Here is a 17948-nt window from a genome sequence, read left to right on the forward strand (position 1 = left end):
AATAGCCGATAGCCTCGAGATTTTAGCTGTACATCGGGATATCGGCTATCAGCGAGGAATCAAATGATGAAACGAGAAGTACGCAAGGTACGCATCGGCCTGGCCTCGCCCGAGAGGATCAGGAGTTGGAGCTACGGCGAGGTCGAGAAGCCCGAGACCATCAACTACCGCACCCTCAAGCCCGAGCGCGACGGCCTCTTCGACGAGCGCATCTTCGGCCCCCAGAAGGACTACGAGTGCGCCTGCGGCAAGTACAAGCGCCAGCGCTTCGAAGGCAAGGTCTGCGAGCGCTGCGGCGTGGAGGTCACCAAGAGCATCGTGCGGCGCTATCGCATGGGCCACGTCGAGCTGGCCACGCCGGTGGCCCACATCTGGTACGTCAAGGACGTGCCCTCCAAGATCGGCACCCTGCTCGACCTGAGTGCGCAGGAGCTCGAGCAGGTCCTTTACTTCGCCAAGTACATCACCATCGACCCCAAGGGCGCGATGCTGGGCGGGCAGCCGGTGCACAAGCGCCAACTCCTCACCGACGAGGAGTATCGCGAGCTGCGCTTTGGCAAGCAGGAGACCTACTCCATCCCCATCGGAGTGGATGCGCGGGTCAGGGACGGCGACGAGGTTAAGAAGGGCCAGGAACTGGCTCCCGGCGTGGTAAGCAAGATGGATGGGTTGTGCCTGTTCCGCTTCCCCCGGCGTATCCGCGTGGACTACGTACGGCGCGAGCGGGCCCACCTGACCTTGCCTCGCGAGGGCTGGATCGAGCAGAAGAGCTACCGCGCGGGTGAGCCCCTGGCCGAGATCGCCGAGAAGCACCAGATCCTCAGCGAGGAAGCCGGGGCGGTGCAGATCGTCGAGTGGGAAGAGGGCGCTTTGATCAAGATCCTCGACCCCGATACCTCCACGGTCTCCGCCGTCTACTTCCTCCCGGTGGGCTTCCGTCCGAAGGTGGGGGAGGGTGAGCTGGTGGGCAAGGGCGAGGTGCTGGCTGAGGGCAAGGGCCTCGTACGCATGCCTCGCCACGTTAAGATCAGCGAACTCGAGGCCTCCGGCAAGCGCACGGTCGAGCTGTCGGTCACGCTGGAGTGGACCGAGGCCAAGGACTACCCCCTTCAGCCCCACATGCACGTGCTGGTGGGTGAGGGTGCCAGTGTGCGCAAGGGCGAGAAGCTGGTGGGGGCCATCGAGGCCGCCGAGGAGGTCATCGCCGAGGCCGAGGGCGTGGTGCACCTGCACGAGCCCGCCTCCATCGTGGTGATGAAGGCCAAGGTCTATCCCTTCGAGGACGACGTAGAGGTCACCAACGGCGACCGCGTGAGCCCCGGCGACAGCCTGGCCGACGGGGGCAAGGTCACCAGCGACATCTACGGGCGCGTGGAGGTGGACCTGGTGCGCATGAACGTGCGGGTCATCGAGTCCTACGACATCGACGCTCGCATGGGGGCCGAGGCCATCCAGGCCTTGCTCAAGGAACTCGACCTCAGCGTACTCGAGGCCGAGCTGGTCGAGGAGATGAAGCACCCCAGCCGCGCCAGGAGGGCCAAGGCCAGAAAGCGCCTGGAGGTGGTGCGGGCCTTCCGCGACTCGGGCAACAAACCCGAGTGGATGGTCCTCGAGGCCGTGCCGGTGCTGCCCCCCGATCTGCGCCCGATGGTGCAGGTCGATGGCGGGCGCTTCGCCACCAGCGACCTCAACGACCTCTACCGCCGCTTGATCAACCGCAACAACCGTTTGAAGAAGCTGCTCTCCCAGGGCGCGCCGGAGATGATCATCCGCAACGAGAAGCGCATGCTGCAAGAAGCCGTGGACGCGCTCCTCGACAACGGGCGCCGCGGCACCCCCGTCACCAACCCCGGCTCCGACCGGGCGCTGCGCTCGCTAACCGACATCCTCTCGGGCAAGCAGGGTCGCTTCCGCCAGAACCTGCTGGGCAAGCGCGTGGACTACTCGGGCCGCTCGGTGATCGTGGTAGGCCCGCAGCTCAAGCTGCACCAGTGCGGCCTGCCCAAGCGCATGGCCCTGGAGCTCTTCAAGCCCTTCCTGCTGAAGAAGATGGAGGAGAAGGGCATCGCCAACAACGTCAAGAACGCCCGGCGCATGCTCGAGCGCTCCCGCGACATCAAGGACGAGGTGTGGGACGCACTGGAAGAGGTCATCCACGGCAAGGTGGTGCTCCTCAACCGCGCGCCCACCCTGCACCGCCTGGGCATCCAGGCCTTCCAGCCCGTGCTGGTCGAGGGCCAGAGCATCCAGCTTCACCCCATGGTCTGCGAGGCCTTCAACGCCGACTTCGACGGCGACCAGATGGCCGTGCACGTGCCGCTGTCGAGCTACGCCCAGGCCGAGGCTCGCGTCCAGATGCTCTCCTCGCACAACCTGCTCTCGCCCGCCTCGGGTGAGCCCACCGCCAAGCCCTCGCGCGACATCGTGCTGGGCCTGTACTACATCACCCAGCTCCGCCGCGAGAAGAAGGGCGCTGGGCGCGAGTTCAAGGACGCCGCCGAGGCCATCGCCGCCTACGAGGCCGGTGAGGTCGCGCTCAACGCCCCCATCAAGATCGCAGGCAAGGAGACCAGCGTGGGCCGGGTGAAGTACATCTTCGCCAACCCTGACGAGGCCCTCACCGCCGTGGCCCACGGCATCATCGACCTGCAGGACGTGGTGAGCGTGCGCGTGGGTGGGCGGGTGCTGCAGACCAGCCCAGGCCGGGTGCTCTTCAACCGCATCGTGCTCGAGGCCGTAGGCGAGGACGCCCCCGCCGAGCTCATCAACTACGACTTGGTGATGGAGCGTGACAACCTCAAGGACCTGGTTTACAAGTCCTTCCTGCTCTTGGGCGTGGAGAAGACCGCCAAGCTCTTGGACGCGCTGAAGTACTACGGCTTCATGCTCTCGACCACCTCGGGCATCACCATCGGCATCGACGACGCAGTGATCCCGGCGGAGAAGCGGCGCTACCTCGAGGAAGCCGACGCCAAGCTCGCCCAGATCGAGCAGGCCTACGAGATGGGCTTCATGACCGACCAGGACCGCTACACCCAGATCGTGCAGCTGTGGAGCGAGACTACCGAGAAGGTCACCAAGGCGGTGTTCGACAACTTCGAGCAGAACTTCCCTTTCAACCCCTTCTACATGATGAGCCAGTCGGGCGCGCGCGGTAACAAGCAGCAGATCCGCCAGCTCTCGGGGATGCGCGGGCTGATGGCCAAGCCCTCGGGCGAGACCTTCGAGCGCCCGGTGCTTTCCTCCTTCCGCGAGGGCCTCACGGTGCTGGAGTACTTCATCTCCTCGCACGGCGCGCGCAAGGGTGGCGCCGACACCGCGCTGCGCACCGCCGACTCGGGCTACCTCACCCGCAAGCTGCACGACGTGGCCCACGAGGTCATCGTGCGCGAGGCCGATTGTGGAACCACCGAGTACATCGTCGTCCCGCTGACGCAGTTCGATGAAGCTTTCCGGGCTAAGCGCCTGCGCAAGAAGAACGACATCGAAAGCGGGCTGTATGGCCGCACCATAGCGCGGGAGTTCGAGGTGAACGGGCGTATCTTCGCCGAGGGGAGCCAGCTCTCGCTCGAGGACGTGAATTTCATCTACAAATCTGCCGAGGCCAACCTCATCGAGGAGATTCCGGTGCGCTCACCCCTGACCTGCCGCACCCGCTACGGGGTCTGCCAGCAGTGCTACGGCTGGGACCTGAGTGCGGCCAAGCTGGTCTCCATTGGCGAGAGCGTGGGCGTGGTGGCCGCCGAGTCCATCGGCGAGCCGGGCACCCAGCTCACCATGCGCACCTTCCACACCGGCGGCGTGGCCACCGGCACCGACATCACCCAGGGTCTGCCCCGCGTTATCGAGCTCTTCGAAGCCCGCCGTCCGAAGGTCAAGGCCATCATCGCCGAGATCGACGGCATCATCCACATTGAAGAGCACGAGGACAAAACCAGCATCTTCGTCACGAGCGAGGGCTTCAATAAGGAGTACAAGGTGCCCAAGGACTTCCGCATCATCGTCAAGGAAGGCGAGATGGTCGAAGCCGGGCAGCCCCTCACCCGTGGCGCCATCGACCCCCATCAGCTCATCGACGCCAAGGGCCCCGACGCCGTGCAGCGCTACCTGGTCGACGAGATCCAGCGCGTCTACCGTGCCCAGGGCGTGAAGCTGCACGACAAGCACATCGAGGTGATCGTGCGACAGATGCTGAAGTACGTCGAGATCACCGACTCTGGCGAGAGCCGCTTCCTGGAAGGCCAGGTCATCGAGAAGTGGGACGTGGAGGCTGCCAATGAGAAGCTCAGCGAGGAGGGCAAGCTCCCCGCGGCCTGGAAGCCGGTGCTCATGGGCGTGACCAAGAGTGCCCTCTCTACCCGTAGCTGGCTCTCCGCCGCCTCCTTCCAGCACACCACCCACGTGCTCACCGAAGCCGCCATCGCCGGTAAGATGGACGAACTCATCGGCCTGAAGGAGAACGTCATCCTGGGCAAGCTCATCCCGGCAGGCACGGGTTCCGACTTCGTGCGCGAGACCCAGGTGGTCGACACCAAGACCCTCAAGCGCCTCGAGGAACTGCGCAAGGAGGTACAGGAGGCTCCTGCCGTCTCCGGACGCCGTCCAGGGGTTCGCCCCGAGCAGCCGGGCCGTGAAGCCGAACGCTAAACTGGGAAATTAACCGCAGGGCCGGGTCTAAAAGACCCGGCCCTGCCTCAGTGGTCTCTTGCTCAATTGCTCGCGATGGCGATCTTGCGCACCCGGGCTTCAGCCACCTTGGGCATGGTCAGGGTCAGCAAGCCATCGTTGATGACGGCCTTGACCTTGTCCACCTCGACCGAAGCCGGCAGGCTCACGCTGCGGCTGAAGGCTCCATGCGGGATCCCCTGCACCCAGTAGCGACGCTCGTCACCCTCGGGGATTTCGGGGTATTTGCCCCGGATGGTGAGCTGGTTGCCCTCGATGCTGATGTCGAGGTCCTCCTTGCGGATGCCAGGGACCGCCATCTCCAGCACCACGCTGTCCCCGGTTTCGTACAGGTCCACCGGATACGAAGCAGCCCAGCGGAACTGGCTCGAGAACGGCGCGGTCAGTTCGCCCCAGAGCCGGTCAAACTCGCTGAAGAGGTCGTTGAAGCCGCCAAAATTAGCGAGATTCCAGCTTCTGAAGGGCACCGGTTGAAGATTCTGTCTCCTCGCGATGTCCAGCATGACTGAAACCTCCTTTGAGCTTGAGTTTTTGGGGCCACAAGGGATCAGGCTCCTCGCGGCCTTCAATTTGAAATATAAAATTTGAGCGCCTATTTGTCAAGTATTCTTATACGGATAGTTGTGGGTCGAGGCGTTCGGTCATCGACCATCGGCTTCTTTCAACCTTCCGCTCGGTTGCATATAAGCTGTCTATCGGCAACCCTTATGAAGGCCAAACTCTTCGTCACATTTCAGCAGATCGGATCCGACCTGTTCACCTCTCGGCTGGCCTCGGCCACCTCGGGCAACTTCTCGGTGCGGGATAAGGAGGGTTTGTGGATCACCCGCAGCGGTGCTCAGAAAGCCCACCTGAGTCCCGAGGACCTCATGCTGTTGCCCCTCGAGCCCGACCCCGACAAGGACCAAGGAGCCTCCATCGAGCGGGTGATCCACCGGGCCATCTACCGCCAGACCGACGCCCTGGCGGTGGTTCACGCCCACCCCCGCTACGCCATAGCCCTGTCTTTTCACCTCGACCAGATCGTGCCCATCGACCTCGAGGGCCGCTATTACTTCGACTCCATTCCTGTGCTCGCCCCGAAGACCCTCTCGGGCACCGAGGAGGCCGCCGAGGCCGTGGCCGAGGCCCTCAAAACCCACCGGGCTTGCATCGTGCGGGGGCATGGGGCCTTCGTCAAGGGGGTAGAGGAGAGTGCCGAGAAGGCGCTGCTCAAGGCCTACTCACTGATGACCAGCCTCGAGGAGGCCTGTGAGGTGTTGTATCTGGAGAAGCTCTGGCGGAGCCTGCCCTGATGGCCGTGAGCAAGGAGGCTTGCGAAAAGTATCCTTTTCGAGGACGCTGGAGGCGTGAACGATCGCTTGGACGATAGGGGCGGCTGGGTCTTTGCTTTCGCCGGGAGGTCGCGGCGGTGAGGGTGCTCTTCGTCGAAGGCAAGAATGGCGATAAGCTGCGGGAGTTCGCCCGCAGCTTCCCTCACCCTTACCGCCTGCTCTACCGCAAGGAGCAGGAACTCTACGTGCTCGAGGCCTGGGCCATCACGCCGCAGATGGAGATCGCGGCGGGAGGGCTGGAGGGTTTTAGGACCTGGAGCTTCGAGCTGGTGGAAGAGGGGTACAAAACAGAGGCCGCAGATGCGTGAAGAAATAGACATAATCGCCGTCAATGACGAGGTCGAGCTCTACGTCGAGGACGTAGGGCCCGTGGATGCACCGCCCATCGTGGTGCTGCACGGGGGGCCGGGAGGCTCAGATTACGTGCTGCGCGAGGGCCTCGAGGAGGAACTGGGCGAGTTCCGCGTGATCTACTTCGATCAGCGCGGGGGTGGGCGCAGCCCCGCGCTGGAGGCCGAACCGCGCCTGTTCACGGTGGATGCCCTGGTGGAAGACCTCGAGGCCTTGCGCGAGCAGCTGGAGATCGAGCAATGGGGGTTGCTGGCCCATGGTTTCGGGGCGATACCGGCCCTGGAGTATGCCCGGCGCTTTGCTCCCAACACGCTCTCCCTGGGCCTGATCGCGCCTTGGGTCAGCTTTCCCGCGCTGGCCAAGCGGCTCTTCCGGGCCTCGCTGGCCCTGCGCGACCTGCCCGCTGCGCCTGCCCCGGAAGACCCCATGCTGGCCCTGGGCGAAGCCTTCAGGTTGCTCGAGCCCAAGGCCATCTTCGACGCGCTGATGTTTCCCAGCGAGCACGGGCGCATGGAGTACGAGTGGCTGAGCGAGGGCGCGGGCATCCTGGGCAACGACACTCCGGGCCAGATGTTCGTTTACAACGGGTTATGGGAACTGGACTACACCCCTCACCTGCTCGAGCTTCGGGTGCAGCCCGTGGTGATGGTGGGGTCGCTGGACGGGACCAGCTATCCCGAGCAGGCCGAGACGGTGGCCGACCTCAGCGGGGGCAGCCTCGAGGTGATTGAGGGGGCGGGGCACTACCCCTGGATCGACCAGCCTGCGGCCTTCGCCCAGGCGCTGCAGCGCTTTCTCGAGCAGCTCGAGACCTGAGGGAGCGGGATCGGGAACGGCGTTTGAGGCGAGAACCGGGCGAGCGGAGGGGCACGGTTAGGATGAGGGGATGGTTAGGTAATTTTACCTAGCGACCTTATTCTGATTATTTCCAACCTGTAAGGCTTTGCCTGAGCCTATCATAGCTGTTGATGTACCCGACTCACCGCGTACAAAGCCTGCGTGACCGGCATTTGCTACGGTGGCAGTCTTTCGCGGCTCATCCTTTCCTGCAGCGTCTGCGTGAGGGCAGCATATCGCCGGTGGCCATAGCTCGCTGGCTAACCCAGCTCTATTACTTCGACGAGCTCATGATGCGTTTCCAGCTCGGCATCCTGCGCCAGGCTCCGCGTGAGCACCGGGTGCTGCTGGCGCAGATCGTGCTCAACATGGTCGAGGAGATGGATTGGCTGCTGTCACAAGGGATCGATCTCAGCGACCCCCCCGACCCCTCCCGCCAGACCTACCAGGCCTTTTTCCAGGACCTTCAGCGCCTGCCCTATTCCCACCTTACCGTCATGCACTGGGCTACGCACCAGGTGTTCATGGACGCGCTCAAAACCCTCGACACTCCCGACGAGCGCCTGCAGGCTATCCTCGAGCGCTGGGCCGATGGCGAGTTCGGGGCCATCCTCTACGACCTGGCGGTCCTGGCCGACGAAGCCCTCGAGCACCTCGATCTCTCCGAGTTCGATGCCCCTCTCAACCGGCTCTTCGACCTCGAGGACAGCTCCTGGGAGATGGCTTTGCGCATAGCAGAGGAGGCGGATCAAGACTCATGATGTTCGACTACTTTCTCTCCACTCGCCTTCCCCAACTCGAATCGGTGTCCGAGCACCCCTTCGTGCAGCGGCTCTCCTCAGGCAACCTGCCTTCACGGGCTTTCACGGCCTGGATGGTTCAGGGGCTCTACATCAACGACGCCCTGATCCGCTTTCAGGCCCACCTCCTGCGCGAAGCCCCGCCCTCCCACCGGCATATCCTGGCCGTGCTGATGCTGACTTTGAGCGAGGATGCCGACTGGCTCGAGGAGCACTTCAACCCCCTGCACTACCCGCTATACCCCGAAACGGAGCGTTACTGCCGGGTGTTCACCGACCTCGAGCGCCTGCCATACCCGCTGGCCCTGACCCTGAACTGGTGCTTCCACCGCACCTACCAACAGCTCTGGCGAGAAGCCGTCCCGACCAATGAACTCATGGAATTCATGTGCGAGCGCTGGACTTCGGAAGAGATCCAGAACTTGCTGTCGAGGCTGGACACCCTGGTGCGCCCGATCTGGAGCCAGGTCGATCCGGAAGATTTCTTGCAGATCATACGGCAGTTGTTGCGCCTGGAGATGGGCATCTGGGGCGAGGCGCTCAACGCTGGCGCGGGCGCTTAGCTGGGGTGTGCCGATAGTCGATGGTCGGAAGCCAGAAAACCTCGAGGGCCAGAGGAAAGCTCGTGGCCTGCTGCTCGTAGCCGGTGGGAAAACCCGAAAAAGGCTAGCCACCCTGAGCCTGGCCTGATATACTTTGCACTTGCGTGGTTCGTCGAAACCACAGATTTGCCCTGCCCATACCCGCTCTCGTGGCCGGGTTGGGCCGCGAGAAGGAAAGGAGGTGAATATGCCGCAATACGACCTCAACCTGGTGCTCAACCCCAACCTCGACGCTGCGCAGGTGGCCGTGGAGAAAGAGTTCATCCAGCAGGCCCTCGCCCGCTATGGAGCGACGGTCAAAGCCACCGACGAGTGGGGCCAGCGCCGCATGGCCTACCCCATTCAGAAGGACCCCGAGGGTTACGTGATCTTCTACACCCTCGAGATGGAAGGCGCCAGCGCCCAGCCGCTGGAGAAGGAACTGCGCCTGCGGGACAACGTGCGCCGGGTGCTGATCATCCGTGACCGCCCCGAGTGGCGCAAGTGAAGGCGGGTTTGTTTTTCCAAGCCTTTCCAAGCTCCTAGCCGACTAAAGCAGGCCCAAGCCCCCAAGAGCAGTTAGAATGACTCGAACGCAAGCAAGCTGAAGAAGGATGACCGATATGGCACGAGGACTCAATCGCGTAATGCTCGTTGGAACCCTGACCCAAGACCCGGAGATGCGCTACACCCCTGGGGGGCTGGCTGTTTTGGAACTCAACCTCGGCGGAAACGACATCATCATCGACGAGTCGGGCAACACCCGCGAGGTTCCCTGGTATCACCGCGTGAAGCTGCTGGGCAAGAGTGCGGAGTTCTGGGGCGATGGCCTCAAGGCCGGAACCCCCCTCTTCGTCGAGGGCAAGCTCGAGTATCGCTCCTGGGAACAGGAGGGGCAGAAGAAGAGCACGCTGGAGATCAGGGCCGATCGCCTGGAGGTGGTGAGCCTGGAGGGCAAGCGCGGCGAGCTCACCGTCACCGACGCGCGCGGGCAGCATCGCCTGCGCGAGGGGCTCAACCACGTCATGCTGGTGGGTAACCTCACCCGCGACCCCGAGCTGCGCTACACTCCCCAGGGCACTGCCGTGACCCGCTTCTCCCTCGCCGTCAACGAACGCTTCACCACCCGCCAGGGCGAGCAGGAGAAGGTGCACTACATCGAGGGCCAGGCTTGGCGCGATCTCGCCGAGTGGGCCGCCGAGTTCAAGAAGGGCGACGGAGCTTTTGTAATCGGACGCTTGGTAAACGACTCCTGGACCAGCTCGACCGGCGAGCGGCGCTACACCACCCGTGTGGAAGCCAGCCGCCTCGAGCGCCTTGCCCGTGGAAGCGGTAATGGTGGAGCCGCTTCCCTCAGTGGCGCAGACAAGAGTGCTGCTGCCAGAGGCCGTACGAGCAAGGTAGACATTGACGAAGGCTTAGAAGATTTCCCACCGGAGGAGGATCTACCCTTTTGAGCACCAAGAAAGTCTCTCCTAAAGGCGCCAAGGGCGAACGCCCCGATCGTGGCGCCCGTCGTGGCCGCAAGCCTAAAGTAGCGGCTGCTGTTGGGGCCTTTGACCTCAACGACTACAAGAACATCGACATCCTTAGGCGTTTCCTGTCGGAGACCGGCAAGATCCTGCCGCGCCGCCGTACCGGCCTCAACGCCCAAGAGCAGCGTAAGCTGGCCCGAACCATCAAGCGCGCTCGTCACCTGGGCCTGCTGCCTTACGTCGAGAAGCTGGTGCGCAAGTAAGAGGTGAGCCATGAAGGTGATTTTGCTCGAACCCATGGAGAACCTCGGCGACGTGGGCGCTGTGGTCAACGTCAAGCCGGGCTACGCCCGCAACTACCTGCTGCCCCGTGGCCTCGCCGCGTTGGCCAGTGAGTCCAACCTCAAGACCCTCGAGGCCAAGATTCGCGCCCAGGCCAAAAAGGCCGCCGAGCGCAAGGCCGAGGCTGAGCGTCTGAAGGAGATTCTCGAGCCCCTGACCCTCGAGCTCAAGGTCAAGGCCGGCGAGACCAAGATCTACGGCTCGGTCACCAGCCGCGAGATCGCCTCGGCGCTGGAGGCCCAGCACCAGATCAAGATCGACCCCAAGCGCCTGCTGCTCGAGCGGCCCATCAAGGACCTGGGTGAGTACACCCTGGTCTACAAGCCCCACCCCGAAGTTCCCATGAACCTCAAGGTGGTGGTGGTGGCCGACAAGGCCTGAGCGCTGTGCGGTCGATAGCCAATAGCCAAACGCAAAACGTCGTTCGCAGGGGTGGGCTACTGGCCCGCCCTTTCGCTCTGTGGCGGAGCAGGGCAAGATTGGGCTGGACAGGCTGGCGCGGATAGGGGAGACTGCGACGCGATGAACCTGCAACCGTTCAAGCTCGAGCGCTTTTTCGCACCCTTCGAGTTCAGCGCCCGCTACATGCTGGGCTCTTCCGACAGCGAGTCGCTGAGCATAGGGGAATTGCTGGCGCTCGAGCCCGGCGCGACCGAGCGCTTTCACGAGCACTGGCTGGGCTACACCCAGACCCAGGGGGCCCCTGAGCTGCGCGAGGCCATCACCGGGCTCTACTGCACCATCGCGCCCGAGCAGGTGCTGGTCTTTGCGGGGGCCGAAGAGGCCATCTTCTGGTACTTGCAGGCAACGCTGGGCCCCGGCGACCATGTCATCGTCCAGACGCCCTGCTACCAATCGCACAAGGAAGTGGCGCGGGCGGCGGGGGCCGAAGTCTCGGAGTGGGCGCTGCGCTTCGAGGACGGCTGGGCCATCGACCTCGACGCGCTCGAGCGCCTGCTGCGCCCCAATACCTGCCTGATCGTGCTGGCCACCCCCAACAACCCCACCGGGGCCCACCTGAGCGTCGCTGAGCAGGCCCGGCTGGTGGAGCTGGCCCGTTCCAGGGGCACTCGGCTGTTCTTCGATGAGGTGTACCGCGAACTCGAGCACCACCCCCGGCACCGCCTGAGCGCGGTGTGCGACCTCTACGGCAAAGCTGCCAGCCTGGGCGTGATGTCCAAGAGCTATGGCCTGCCGGGGTTGCGGATCGGCTGGGTGGCGACCCGCGAGGCCGGGCTCCTGCGCCGCTTGCAGGAGCTCAAGGACTACACCTCGCTGTGCAACTCGGCTCCTGCCGAGTTTCTGGCCGCGCTGGCCCTGCGGCAGCGGGAAAAGCTGCTGGCGCGCAACCTCGAGATCGTCCATCGGAATCTCGCGCTGCTGGAGGGCTTTTTCCGGCGCTGGTCGGGGGCTTTGCGGTGGGTCAGGCCGGTGGCCGGGCCCATCGCTTTCCCCAGGCTCGAGCTGCCTATGGACGTGGACACTTTCGTGCTCCGGCTGCTCGAGGAGCAGAGCACGCTGATGGTGCCGGGCACGGTCTACGATTTTCCCGGCCACCTGCGGCTAGGCTTCGGGCGGAAGGACATGCCGCAGGCGCTCGAGCGGCTGGAGCGCTTCCTCTCCCTCTTGGAGCCACGGTAAACCCTTTGGGCAGCAATTCCCCATTGAGCCCACAGGGCTTCGGTGGCAGGCGTTCTAAGCTTGGTCGAACTGCTCGAGCCAGCGCTCCCAGTCCCGGCGGGCGCGTTCGGCGATGGGGGCCTCGAGCAGCCGGCGGACTCTGGCGGGGTCGGGGTTCCTGGCATAGTGCAGCTCGAAGAGTTCGGTGAGGGTGGGGTAGTCGTGGGGGGTGGAAAGGCGCTCGAGAGGGTCGCCCGCCTGGACCTGGCCGCTCACCAGCACACGGGCGTAGAAACCGGGCCGGCGGGCCTGGCGAAACTTCCTGACCCACTCGAGGTCGCTCATGCGGGTGGCGAAAACCCCGCAGGGGATGCGCGGGGCGGTGACCTCTAGCAGCACCTCGCCTACGCGGAAGCGGTCGCCTATCCTCACCGGCTCGCGACCGAAGGAGGAGAGGGTGAGGTTCTCACCGAAGGTGCCGGGCTCGAGTGCCTCCCCAAGCTGTTCGGCCCACCAGTCGTAGTCCTCGGCGCTGTAGGCATACACCGCCTGGTCGCGCCCGCCGTGGTGCTTGGCGTCGGCTACCACGTCGGCCTCGAGGCCGAAGGCGTCGAGGCGTACCCTGCCCGTCACCGGCGTCTTGTAGATCCCGGTGCGCACCGTGCGCTCCCCCACCTGCACTTGCCGCTCCCTGCCGATATTGACCGCGATCAGGTGCATGGGGCTCATGCTAGCAGAGATGGTTCAGGGCAACCCAGCGGCTCGAGCCTCAACTCAAAATCGCTCTGATTACCAGGCTGATCAGGAAGATGCCCACCGCTGCCGTGATCAGGGTGATCCAGATCTTGCCGCTTTCGCTGAGGTTCATGCTCGACTGTACCGCCAAGTAGGCGAAGTAAACATTGACTGCGAGGGCCAGCGGGATCACCAGGGGCAGGAGGAAGATGCCGATGATGGTGATGATCAGGAGCAGGGTGAGGACGCCGAAGAGCACCGAAATTGGGGCCCAGAATAGGGCGAAAGTGTAGGCCACGTGGTCGAGGTTGCCGGTGCCGCCCTGGTTTTTGCCAATGGCGTAGATCAGATAGGTGAAGACCAGGAAGCCCGCCGCCGTGGCGATGATGCTGTTGAGAAAGGCCGTGATCCCGCCGCCCAAGCTTCCCAGCGCCCCAATGATGGCAGCGAGTAGCACGTAGATCAGGGCTTCGCGCAAGGTCCCCTTGGCTTCGTACTGCTCGAAGGTGGCCACGCTGGGCTTGGTGAGCACCTGCAGGCTCTGGCCGAGCATGGTGCTGATGGTCTGGCTTATGGAGGGGCTGGGGTTCATATGAATTCCTCCCGGCAGGACCTTGAACAGAGTTCAGCTTGATTGTATCCCAGATGGTAAGGGACGCTCGAGGAAAGTGTCCTCTGGCTCCAAAGAGCGCCCACCCCGGCGTATGCTAGAGGACGTGAGCGAAGTACCCTTTCGGGTGGAGCGCCTGGGCCGGGTGCCCTATGCCCAGGCTTGGGATTACCAAAAACAAGTCCACGCCGAGGTCGTCTCGGGTGCGCGGCCCCCTACGCTGCTGCTGCTCGAGCACCCCCGCACCATCACCTTGGGTCGGGGAGCCACCGGCGAAAACCTGCTGCTGAGCGAGGAGCAGTACCGGGCTCAGGGCATCGAGCTGTACTGGATCGAGCGGGGTGGCGACGTGACCTACCACGGCCCCGGCCAACTGGTGGGCTATCCCATCTTCCCGGTGGGGCGGCGGGTGCGCGACTACTTGCGCCGGCTCGAGGCAGCCATCATGCAGGTGGCGGCCAGTTACGGCATTGAGACCTTTCCCAGCCCTGGCTACGCGGGCGTGTGGGTGAGGCGGCCAGCCCCCATCCCCTCCTGGCCCGACCTCGAGGAGAAGCTGTGCGCCTTCGGGGTGGCCATCAAGCAGGACGTGGCCTTTCACGGCTTCGCGCTCAACGTCAACACCGACCTCGAGGACTTCAACCTCATCGTGCCCTGCGGCATCCGCGACAAGGGCGTGACCAGCCTGCAAAAGCTGCTGGGCCGGGAAGTTAGCATGGAAGAGGTAGCCGAGCGTGTGATCGCTGCCTTTGAACGGGAATTTCCGGCGTTCGACGTACGACGCGCGACGTACGACGCTCCGAGGGAGCTTACATGAGTGACAACATCAAGACCGTCCAGCTCGAAGACTTCGCCACCGGCGGGATGATCGAACTCAAGGTCATCCACAAGGGCGTGGCCCAGGAGCGCCCCGAGCCCGTCGACCGCCACAAACCTGCTTGGCTACGCGCCACCGTGCCCACCGGGCCAAACTACACTCGCCTCAAGGCCCTGACCCAGCGGCTCAAGCTGCACACCGTCTGCCAGGAGGCCATGTGCCCCAACATCGGGGAGTGCTGGGGCCATGGCACCATGACCATCATGGTGCTGGGCGGCATCTGTACGCGCGCCTGCAAGTTCTGCGCGGTGGATACCGGCAACCCCAGGGGTTGGGTGGACCCCCTCGAGCCCGTCCACGTGGCCGAGGCCGTGGCCGAGATGAAGCTCAAGTACGTGGTGCTCACCTCCGTTGACCGCGACGACCTGCCCGACGGCGGGGCCTTCCACTTCGCCGAGTGCGTGCGCCAGATCAAGCAGCGCGACCCCGAGGTCAAGGTCGAGACCCTGACCCCCGATTTCCGGGGCAATCTGCGCGATGTCGAGACCGTGCTCGAGGGTGGTCAGGAGGTCTTCGCCAATAACCTCGAGACCGTGCGCCGCCTCACGCCCAGGGTGCGCGACCCCCGTGCGGGCTACGAACAGACCCTCAAGGTGCTCGAGCACGCCAAGAAGGTGCGCCCCGAAGTGCTGACCAAAAGTAGCCTGATGCTGGGCCTGGGCGAGAGTGAAGAGGAGATCCGCCAGGCCATGCGCGACCTGCGGGCGGTGGGCGTGGATATCCTCACCCTGGGCCAGTACCTGCGCCCCACCAAACATCACCTGCCCGTCGAGCGCTACGTGACCCCCCAGGAGTTCGCCACCTACGCCGAGTGGGGCTACGAAGAAGGCTTCATGGAGGTCTTCAGCGGGCCGCTCGTGCGCAGTTCCTACCGCGCCGAGAAGGTCTTCTTCGAGGCGACGCAGAGCATCTAGTACCGCGCATGACCGAATCCACTTCCACCGCCCAACACCATAGGAACCCGTTCGGGCGATTGCTGGCTCGAGGTGACGCCCTTTGCCTCGTGCTCTTCGCCCTCATCGGGCAGGGAATACACGGCACCCTGAGCGGCCTGGCCGCAGCCTGGAGGGGTTTTCTCGAGAATTCCCTGCCCGTCCTGGTGGTCTGGTTTTTGCTCGCTCCCTTCCTGCGCACCTATACCCGCCCCACCTGGTGCAATCTGCTGCTCAACTGGGCACTGGCGGTCTCAGCAGGGGTGTTCTTTCGTTTCCTGGCCCTAGGCAAAGACTTCAACCTGGGCTTTTTCATCTTCTGGGGTGTAGCACTGGCCTCGACCCTGGCCTTGCTCCTGGCCTGGCGAGGATTGGCTCTGCTGTGGCGCTTGCATCAGGGCCAAAGTGAGCCAAACGTTAAACGCTGAGCGCCCAAAACCGCGACCCCACGGCGTCTTGCATTCGGCGCAGGACAATCGCATCATGCCGGATTCAAAAAGATAATCGTCTAACCGAATCTGGTATCAAATCTCGATCGCCTGACCCCACTCCGCCAGGAAAGCACGGGTATTCCGCTGCTCGAGCTTTTGCCGCAGGATTTCGAGCTTGTCTGCCTCCCCGTGCACCAGCGCCACCCGCTGCTCGCCTTGCAGCCAGCGCAGCAACTCGTCCTGCCCGGCGTGGCCGGAGAAGCCGCCGAGGGTGTGGGTGCGGGCCCGCACGGGCACGTCCTCGCCGAACATGCGTACCCTTTGGGCTCCTTCGATCAGCAGCCGTCCCAGCCCGCCCCTGGGCTGGTAGCCGATGATCACCAGGGCGTTGTTCTCTTCCGGCAGTCCGTGGCGCAGGTGGTGCAGGATGCGACCTCCGGCCAGCATCCCGCTCCCGGCGATGATAACCAGGGGACCTTCGAGCTCATTGAGGGCCTTGGAGTCCTCCACGCTCTGGGTGTACTCCAGCCCCCTGGGCCTGAAGGGATCGCGTCCCTGGCGGTAAAGCGCCTGCACTTCCTCGCTGAAGTATTCGCGCACCGAGGGGTAAATGTCGCTGATCCTGGAGGCCATGGGTGAATCGACGAAGACCGGGACGCTGGGGATCTGGCGCTTCTCCTCGAGGTCGCGCAGGTAGAACAGGATTTCCTGAGTGCGCTCGAGGGCGAAGCTGGGAATGAAGACCTTGCCCCCCTTGCCCAGGGTCTCCGAGAGAATGTGGGCGAACTCGGCGATGGTTTCGGGGAAGGGGCGGTGCGAGCGGTCGCCATAGGTCCCCTCGCACAGCGCCAGGTCGGCGGGAGCGGCGTCCTTGGGATCGGGCAGCACTTCCTTGGCGCCGTGGCCTAAGTCGCCGCTGAAGACCAGCCGTTTTCCTCCCGCCCTTACCTCGATGAAGGCGCTGCCCGGCAGGTGGCCCGCGTCGCCCAGCCGTACCTGAAAGGGGCCGAACTCGAGGCTCTGCTCCAGCGGGATGACCTCGAGCCGGGTATATAGCTCCCGCAGATCGGCTTCGTCCCAGTTCAGGGGCGGGGGCTGCTTGCCCTTGCGCACCAGGCGGTCACGCTCCTCGCTCATGAGGTGCAGGGAATCCTCGAGGATCACCGGCAGAAAGAGCTGTGTGGGCCTGGTGGTGTAAACCCTGCCTTTGTAGCCCCGCCGGATCAACAGCGGCAAGCGCCCAATGTGATCGTGATGGGCGTGAGAGATCACCACCGCATCAATCGTTGCTGGCTCAAAGCCAAAAGGCTCGTTGTTGCGGTCGTCTTCGGAGCCCTGGTAAGCTCCGCAGTCCAGCAACAAGCGATAATTTTGGTATTCAACCAGATGACAGCTTCCGGTGACGGTCTTGGCGGCTCCATAGGGCGTAAGGCGCATGGAGCTAATCTACCACCGGCCAGCAATCTGCCGCTCAGGATGCTATTAATCGCCTTCGACCCCCGCATTTTCGCGCCCAAAATGGCCTGTTGTGTGGGGAACTGCCTCTAGCAGCGCATTCTCTTGCCTTGACAGCGCCTTATCCCTGGTGTAACCTATTCGCTCGGACGAGGTTCGAGCCCTTAGTCCACGCCAACCATCGGGAATACCAACGAGGCGGGCCACCCTAGCTCAATTGGTAGAGCACCCGACTTGTAATCGGAAGGTTGTCGGTTCGATTCCGATGGGTGGCTCCAAAATTCAAAAGTGGGGGCAGGTGCCCGAGCGGCCAAAGGGGACGGTCTGTAAAACCGTTGGCGCAAGCCTTCGATGGTTCGAATCCATCCCTGCCCACCATACGCCTCTTGAGGCGCGCCTATGGCACTGGTTGGCTCTAAGCTGTAAGCTAGAGGTAGCGCGAGAGCGTCATGTGCGGGAATAGCTCAGTTGGTAGAGCATCTGCTTCCCAAGCAGAGGGTCGTGGGTTCGAGTCCCATTTCCCGCTCCACTTTATCTCCGTGCTGCTGATGAGCGGCACAGTCGGAGGTAAGCTAGCGCTGGAGTGCTCGGGTAGCTCAGCTGGTAGAGCACACCCTTGGTAAGGGTGAGGTCGTCGGTTCAAGCCCGATCCCGAGCTCCATAGCAGTACAAGCGCCGCCCGGTCACCGCTACGGGCGGCGTGCAAATGAAAAGGTGTGGCGCTCGCCTCACCGGCAGCGGAAGCCAAAGGAGGCAACCATGGCGAAGGGTGTATTCGAGAGGACGAAACCACACGTAAACGTGGGGACGATCGGGCACGTGGACCACGGGAAGACGACGCTGACGGCGGCGATCACGTTTGTAGCGGCGGCGGCGAACCCC

General features: G+C 63.8%; 19 protein-coding genes and 4 tRNA genes. 19 read left to right on the top strand and 4 right to left on the bottom strand.

All coding sequences use genetic code 11. The annotated features are described in order from the left end of the window. The first annotated feature begins 66 nt into the window (after window positions 1-66). The gene (locus Mrose_RS11575; protein WP_119278445.1) at window positions 67-4647 is read left to right on the top strand and encodes a DNA-directed RNA polymerase subunit beta'; all 4581 of its coding nucleotides are present in this window, start codon (window positions 67-69) and stop codon (window positions 4645-4647) included. A gap of 62 nt (window positions 4648-4709) precedes the next feature. On the opposite strand, the gene Mrose_RS11580 is transcribed toward Mrose_RS11575, so the two are convergent. After that, window positions 4710-5189, bottom strand: coding sequence for an Hsp20/alpha crystallin family protein (locus tag Mrose_RS11580; RefSeq protein WP_119278414.1), 480 nt, complete (start codon window positions 5187-5189; stop codon window positions 4710-4712). A gap of 204 nt (window positions 5190-5393) precedes the next feature. On the opposite strand from Mrose_RS11580, the gene Mrose_RS11585 reads away from it, so the two are divergent. The 10 genes from Mrose_RS11585 to Mrose_RS11630 all read left to right on the top strand — a co-directional run bounded on the left by Mrose_RS11585 (window position 5394) and on the right by Mrose_RS11630 (window position 12047). Next, on the top strand, window positions 5394-5981 hold the full coding sequence (locus tag Mrose_RS11585; protein ID WP_119278416.1) for a class II aldolase/adducin family protein: 588 nt from the start codon (window positions 5394-5396) through the stop codon (window positions 5979-5981). 116 nt (window positions 5982-6097) lie between these two features. After that, window positions 6098-6328, top strand: a complete 231-nt coding sequence (locus Mrose_RS11590) for a hypothetical protein (RefSeq protein WP_119278418.1) — start codon at window positions 6098-6100, stop codon at window positions 6326-6328. Further along, window positions 6321-7187: an alpha/beta fold hydrolase gene (locus Mrose_RS11595; RefSeq protein ID WP_119278419.1), complete on the top strand. Its 867-nt coding sequence runs from the start codon at window positions 6321-6323 to the stop codon at window positions 7185-7187. The genes Mrose_RS11590 and Mrose_RS11595 overlap by 8 nt, the downstream gene beginning before the upstream one ends. A gap of 263 nt (window positions 7188-7450) precedes the next feature. Then, window positions 7451-7969: a hypothetical protein gene (locus tag Mrose_RS11600; RefSeq protein WP_119278421.1), complete on the top strand. Its 519-nt coding sequence runs from the start codon at window positions 7451-7453 to the stop codon at window positions 7967-7969. Then, window positions 7966-8571, top strand: a complete 606-nt coding sequence (locus tag Mrose_RS11605; protein ID WP_147371633.1) for a hypothetical protein — start codon at window positions 7966-7968, stop codon at window positions 8569-8571. The genes Mrose_RS11600 and Mrose_RS11605 overlap by 4 nt, the downstream gene beginning before the upstream one ends. A 226-nt stretch (window positions 8572-8797) precedes the next feature. Beyond that, on the top strand, window positions 8798-9097 hold the full coding sequence (gene rpsF, locus Mrose_RS11610) for a 30S ribosomal protein S6 (RefSeq protein ID WP_119278425.1): 300 nt from the start codon (window positions 8798-8800) through the stop codon (window positions 9095-9097). 115 nt (window positions 9098-9212) lie between these two features. Further along, window positions 9213-10046, top strand: coding sequence for a single-stranded DNA-binding protein (locus tag Mrose_RS11615; protein WP_119278446.1), 834 nt, complete (start codon window positions 9213-9215; stop codon window positions 10044-10046). After that, window positions 10043-10327, top strand: a complete 285-nt coding sequence (rpsR, locus tag Mrose_RS11620) for a 30S ribosomal protein S18 (protein WP_119278426.1) — start codon at window positions 10043-10045, stop codon at window positions 10325-10327. Before Mrose_RS11615 ends, rpsR begins: the two co-directional genes overlap by 4 nt. A gap of 10 nt (window positions 10328-10337) precedes the next feature. After that, window positions 10338-10787 (top strand): 50S ribosomal protein L9, encoded by a 450-nt coding sequence (rplI, locus tag Mrose_RS11625; RefSeq protein WP_119278428.1) that lies wholly within the window; start codon window positions 10338-10340, stop codon window positions 10785-10787. 141 nt (window positions 10788-10928) lie between these two features. Then, window positions 10929-12047, top strand: a complete 1119-nt coding sequence (locus Mrose_RS11630) for an aminotransferase class I/II-fold pyridoxal phosphate-dependent enzyme (protein WP_119278430.1) — start codon at window positions 10929-10931, stop codon at window positions 12045-12047. A 54-nt stretch (window positions 12048-12101) separates the two neighbouring features. Here Mrose_RS11630 and Mrose_RS11635 read toward each other — a convergent pair whose 3' ends face one another. Then, entirely contained in the window at window positions 12102-12746 is a 645-nt protein-coding gene (locus Mrose_RS11635) for an MOSC domain-containing protein (protein ID WP_119278432.1), read from the bottom strand. A gap of 49 nt (window positions 12747-12795) precedes the next feature. Beyond that, on the bottom strand, window positions 12796-13353 hold the full coding sequence (locus Mrose_RS11640; RefSeq protein ID WP_119278434.1) for a YIP1 family protein: 558 nt from the start codon (window positions 13351-13353) through the stop codon (window positions 12796-12798). Between the two features lie 112 nt (window positions 13354-13465). Between Mrose_RS11640 and lipB the strand changes: the two genes are divergently transcribed. The 3 genes from lipB to Mrose_RS11655 are packed head-to-tail and all read left to right on the top strand — an operon-like array spanning window position 13466 to window position 15608. Then, entirely contained in the window at window positions 13466-14188 is a 723-nt protein-coding gene (gene lipB / locus Mrose_RS11645) for a lipoyl(octanoyl) transferase LipB (RefSeq protein ID WP_119278436.1), read from the top strand. Further along, on the top strand, window positions 14185-15162 hold the full coding sequence (gene lipA / locus Mrose_RS11650; protein WP_119278437.1) for a lipoyl synthase: 978 nt from the start codon (window positions 14185-14187) through the stop codon (window positions 15160-15162). The genes lipB and lipA overlap by 4 nt, the downstream gene beginning before the upstream one ends. A gap of 8 nt (window positions 15163-15170) precedes the next feature. Next, the gene (locus Mrose_RS11655) at window positions 15171-15608 is read left to right on the top strand and encodes a DUF3054 domain-containing protein (protein ID WP_119278439.1); all 438 of its coding nucleotides are present in this window, start codon (window positions 15171-15173) and stop codon (window positions 15606-15608) included. Window positions 15609-15704: 96 nt separating this feature from the next. Here Mrose_RS11655 and Mrose_RS11660 read toward each other — a convergent pair whose 3' ends face one another. After that, on the bottom strand, window positions 15705-17048 hold the full coding sequence (locus Mrose_RS11660; RefSeq protein WP_119278441.1) for an MBL fold metallo-hydrolase: 1344 nt from the start codon (window positions 17046-17048) through the stop codon (window positions 15705-15707). A gap of 220 nt (window positions 17049-17268) precedes the next feature. On the opposite strand from Mrose_RS11660, the gene Mrose_RS11665 reads away from it, so the two are divergent. The 5 genes from Mrose_RS11665 to Mrose_RS19815 all read left to right on the top strand — a co-directional run. Next, window positions 17269-17344: transfer RNA gene (locus tag Mrose_RS11665), tRNA-Thr, on the top strand. A gap of 14 nt (window positions 17345-17358) precedes the next feature. Beyond that, window positions 17359-17444: transfer RNA gene (locus tag Mrose_RS11670), tRNA-Tyr, on the top strand. Between the two features lie 75 nt (window positions 17445-17519). After that, a tRNA-Gly gene (locus Mrose_RS11675) sits at window positions 17520-17595 on the top strand. Window positions 17596-17651: 56 nt separating this feature from the next. Beyond that, a tRNA-Thr gene (locus Mrose_RS11680) sits at window positions 17652-17727 on the top strand. 98 nt (window positions 17728-17825) lie between these two features. Continuing rightward, window positions 17826-17948, top strand: a 123-nt coding sequence (locus tag Mrose_RS19815) for a GTP-binding protein (RefSeq protein ID WP_245970005.1), incomplete at its 3' end; no start/stop codon positions are given.

This window comes from Calidithermus roseus (assembly GCF_003574095.1).
GTDB classification, from domain to species: domain Bacteria; phylum Deinococcota; class Deinococci; order Deinococcales; family Thermaceae; genus Calidithermus; species Calidithermus roseus.

Bases quoted from the DNA above. Each gene is read 5' to 3' on its own strand.
- Mrose_RS11575 (WP_119278445.1), top strand. From the start codon at position 67: ATGAAACGAGAAGTACGCAAGGTACGCATCGGCCTGGCCTCGCCCGAG.
- Mrose_RS11580 (WP_119278414.1), bottom strand. From the start codon at position 5,189: ATGCTGGACATCGCGAGGAGACAGAATCTTCAACCGGTGCCCTTCAGA.
- Mrose_RS11585 (WP_119278416.1), top strand. From the start codon at position 5,394: ATGAAGGCCAAACTCTTCGTCACATTTCAGCAGATCGGATCCGACCTG.
- Mrose_RS11595 (WP_119278419.1), top strand. From the start codon at position 6,321: ATGCGTGAAGAAATAGACATAATCGCCGTCAATGACGAGGTCGAGCTC.
- Mrose_RS11605 (WP_147371633.1), top strand. From the start codon at position 7,966: ATGATGTTCGACTACTTTCTCTCCACTCGCCTTCCCCAACTCGAATCG.
- rpsF (WP_119278425.1), top strand. From the start codon at position 8,798: ATGCCGCAATACGACCTCAACCTGGTGCTCAACCCCAACCTCGACGCT.
- Mrose_RS11615 (WP_119278446.1), top strand. From the start codon at position 9,213: ATGGCACGAGGACTCAATCGCGTAATGCTCGTTGGAACCCTGACCCAA.
- rplI (WP_119278428.1), top strand. From the start codon at position 10,338: ATGAAGGTGATTTTGCTCGAACCCATGGAGAACCTCGGCGACGTGGGC.
- Mrose_RS11630 (WP_119278430.1), top strand. From the start codon at position 10,929: ATGAACCTGCAACCGTTCAAGCTCGAGCGCTTTTTCGCACCCTTCGAG.
- Mrose_RS11635 (WP_119278432.1), bottom strand. From the start codon at position 12,746: ATGCACCTGATCGCGGTCAATATCGGCAGGGAGCGGCAAGTGCAGGTG.
- Mrose_RS11640 (WP_119278434.1), bottom strand. From the start codon at position 13,353: ATGAACCCCAGCCCCTCCATAAGCCAGACCATCAGCACCATGCTCGGC.
- lipB (WP_119278436.1), top strand. From the start codon at position 13,466: ATGCTAGAGGACGTGAGCGAAGTACCCTTTCGGGTGGAGCGCCTGGGC.
- lipA (WP_119278437.1), top strand. From the start codon at position 14,185: ATGAGTGACAACATCAAGACCGTCCAGCTCGAAGACTTCGCCACCGGC.
- Mrose_RS11655 (WP_119278439.1), top strand. From the start codon at position 15,171: ATGACCGAATCCACTTCCACCGCCCAACACCATAGGAACCCGTTCGGG.
- Mrose_RS11660 (WP_119278441.1), bottom strand. From the start codon at position 17,048: ATGCGCCTTACGCCCTATGGAGCCGCCAAGACCGTCACCGGAAGCTGT.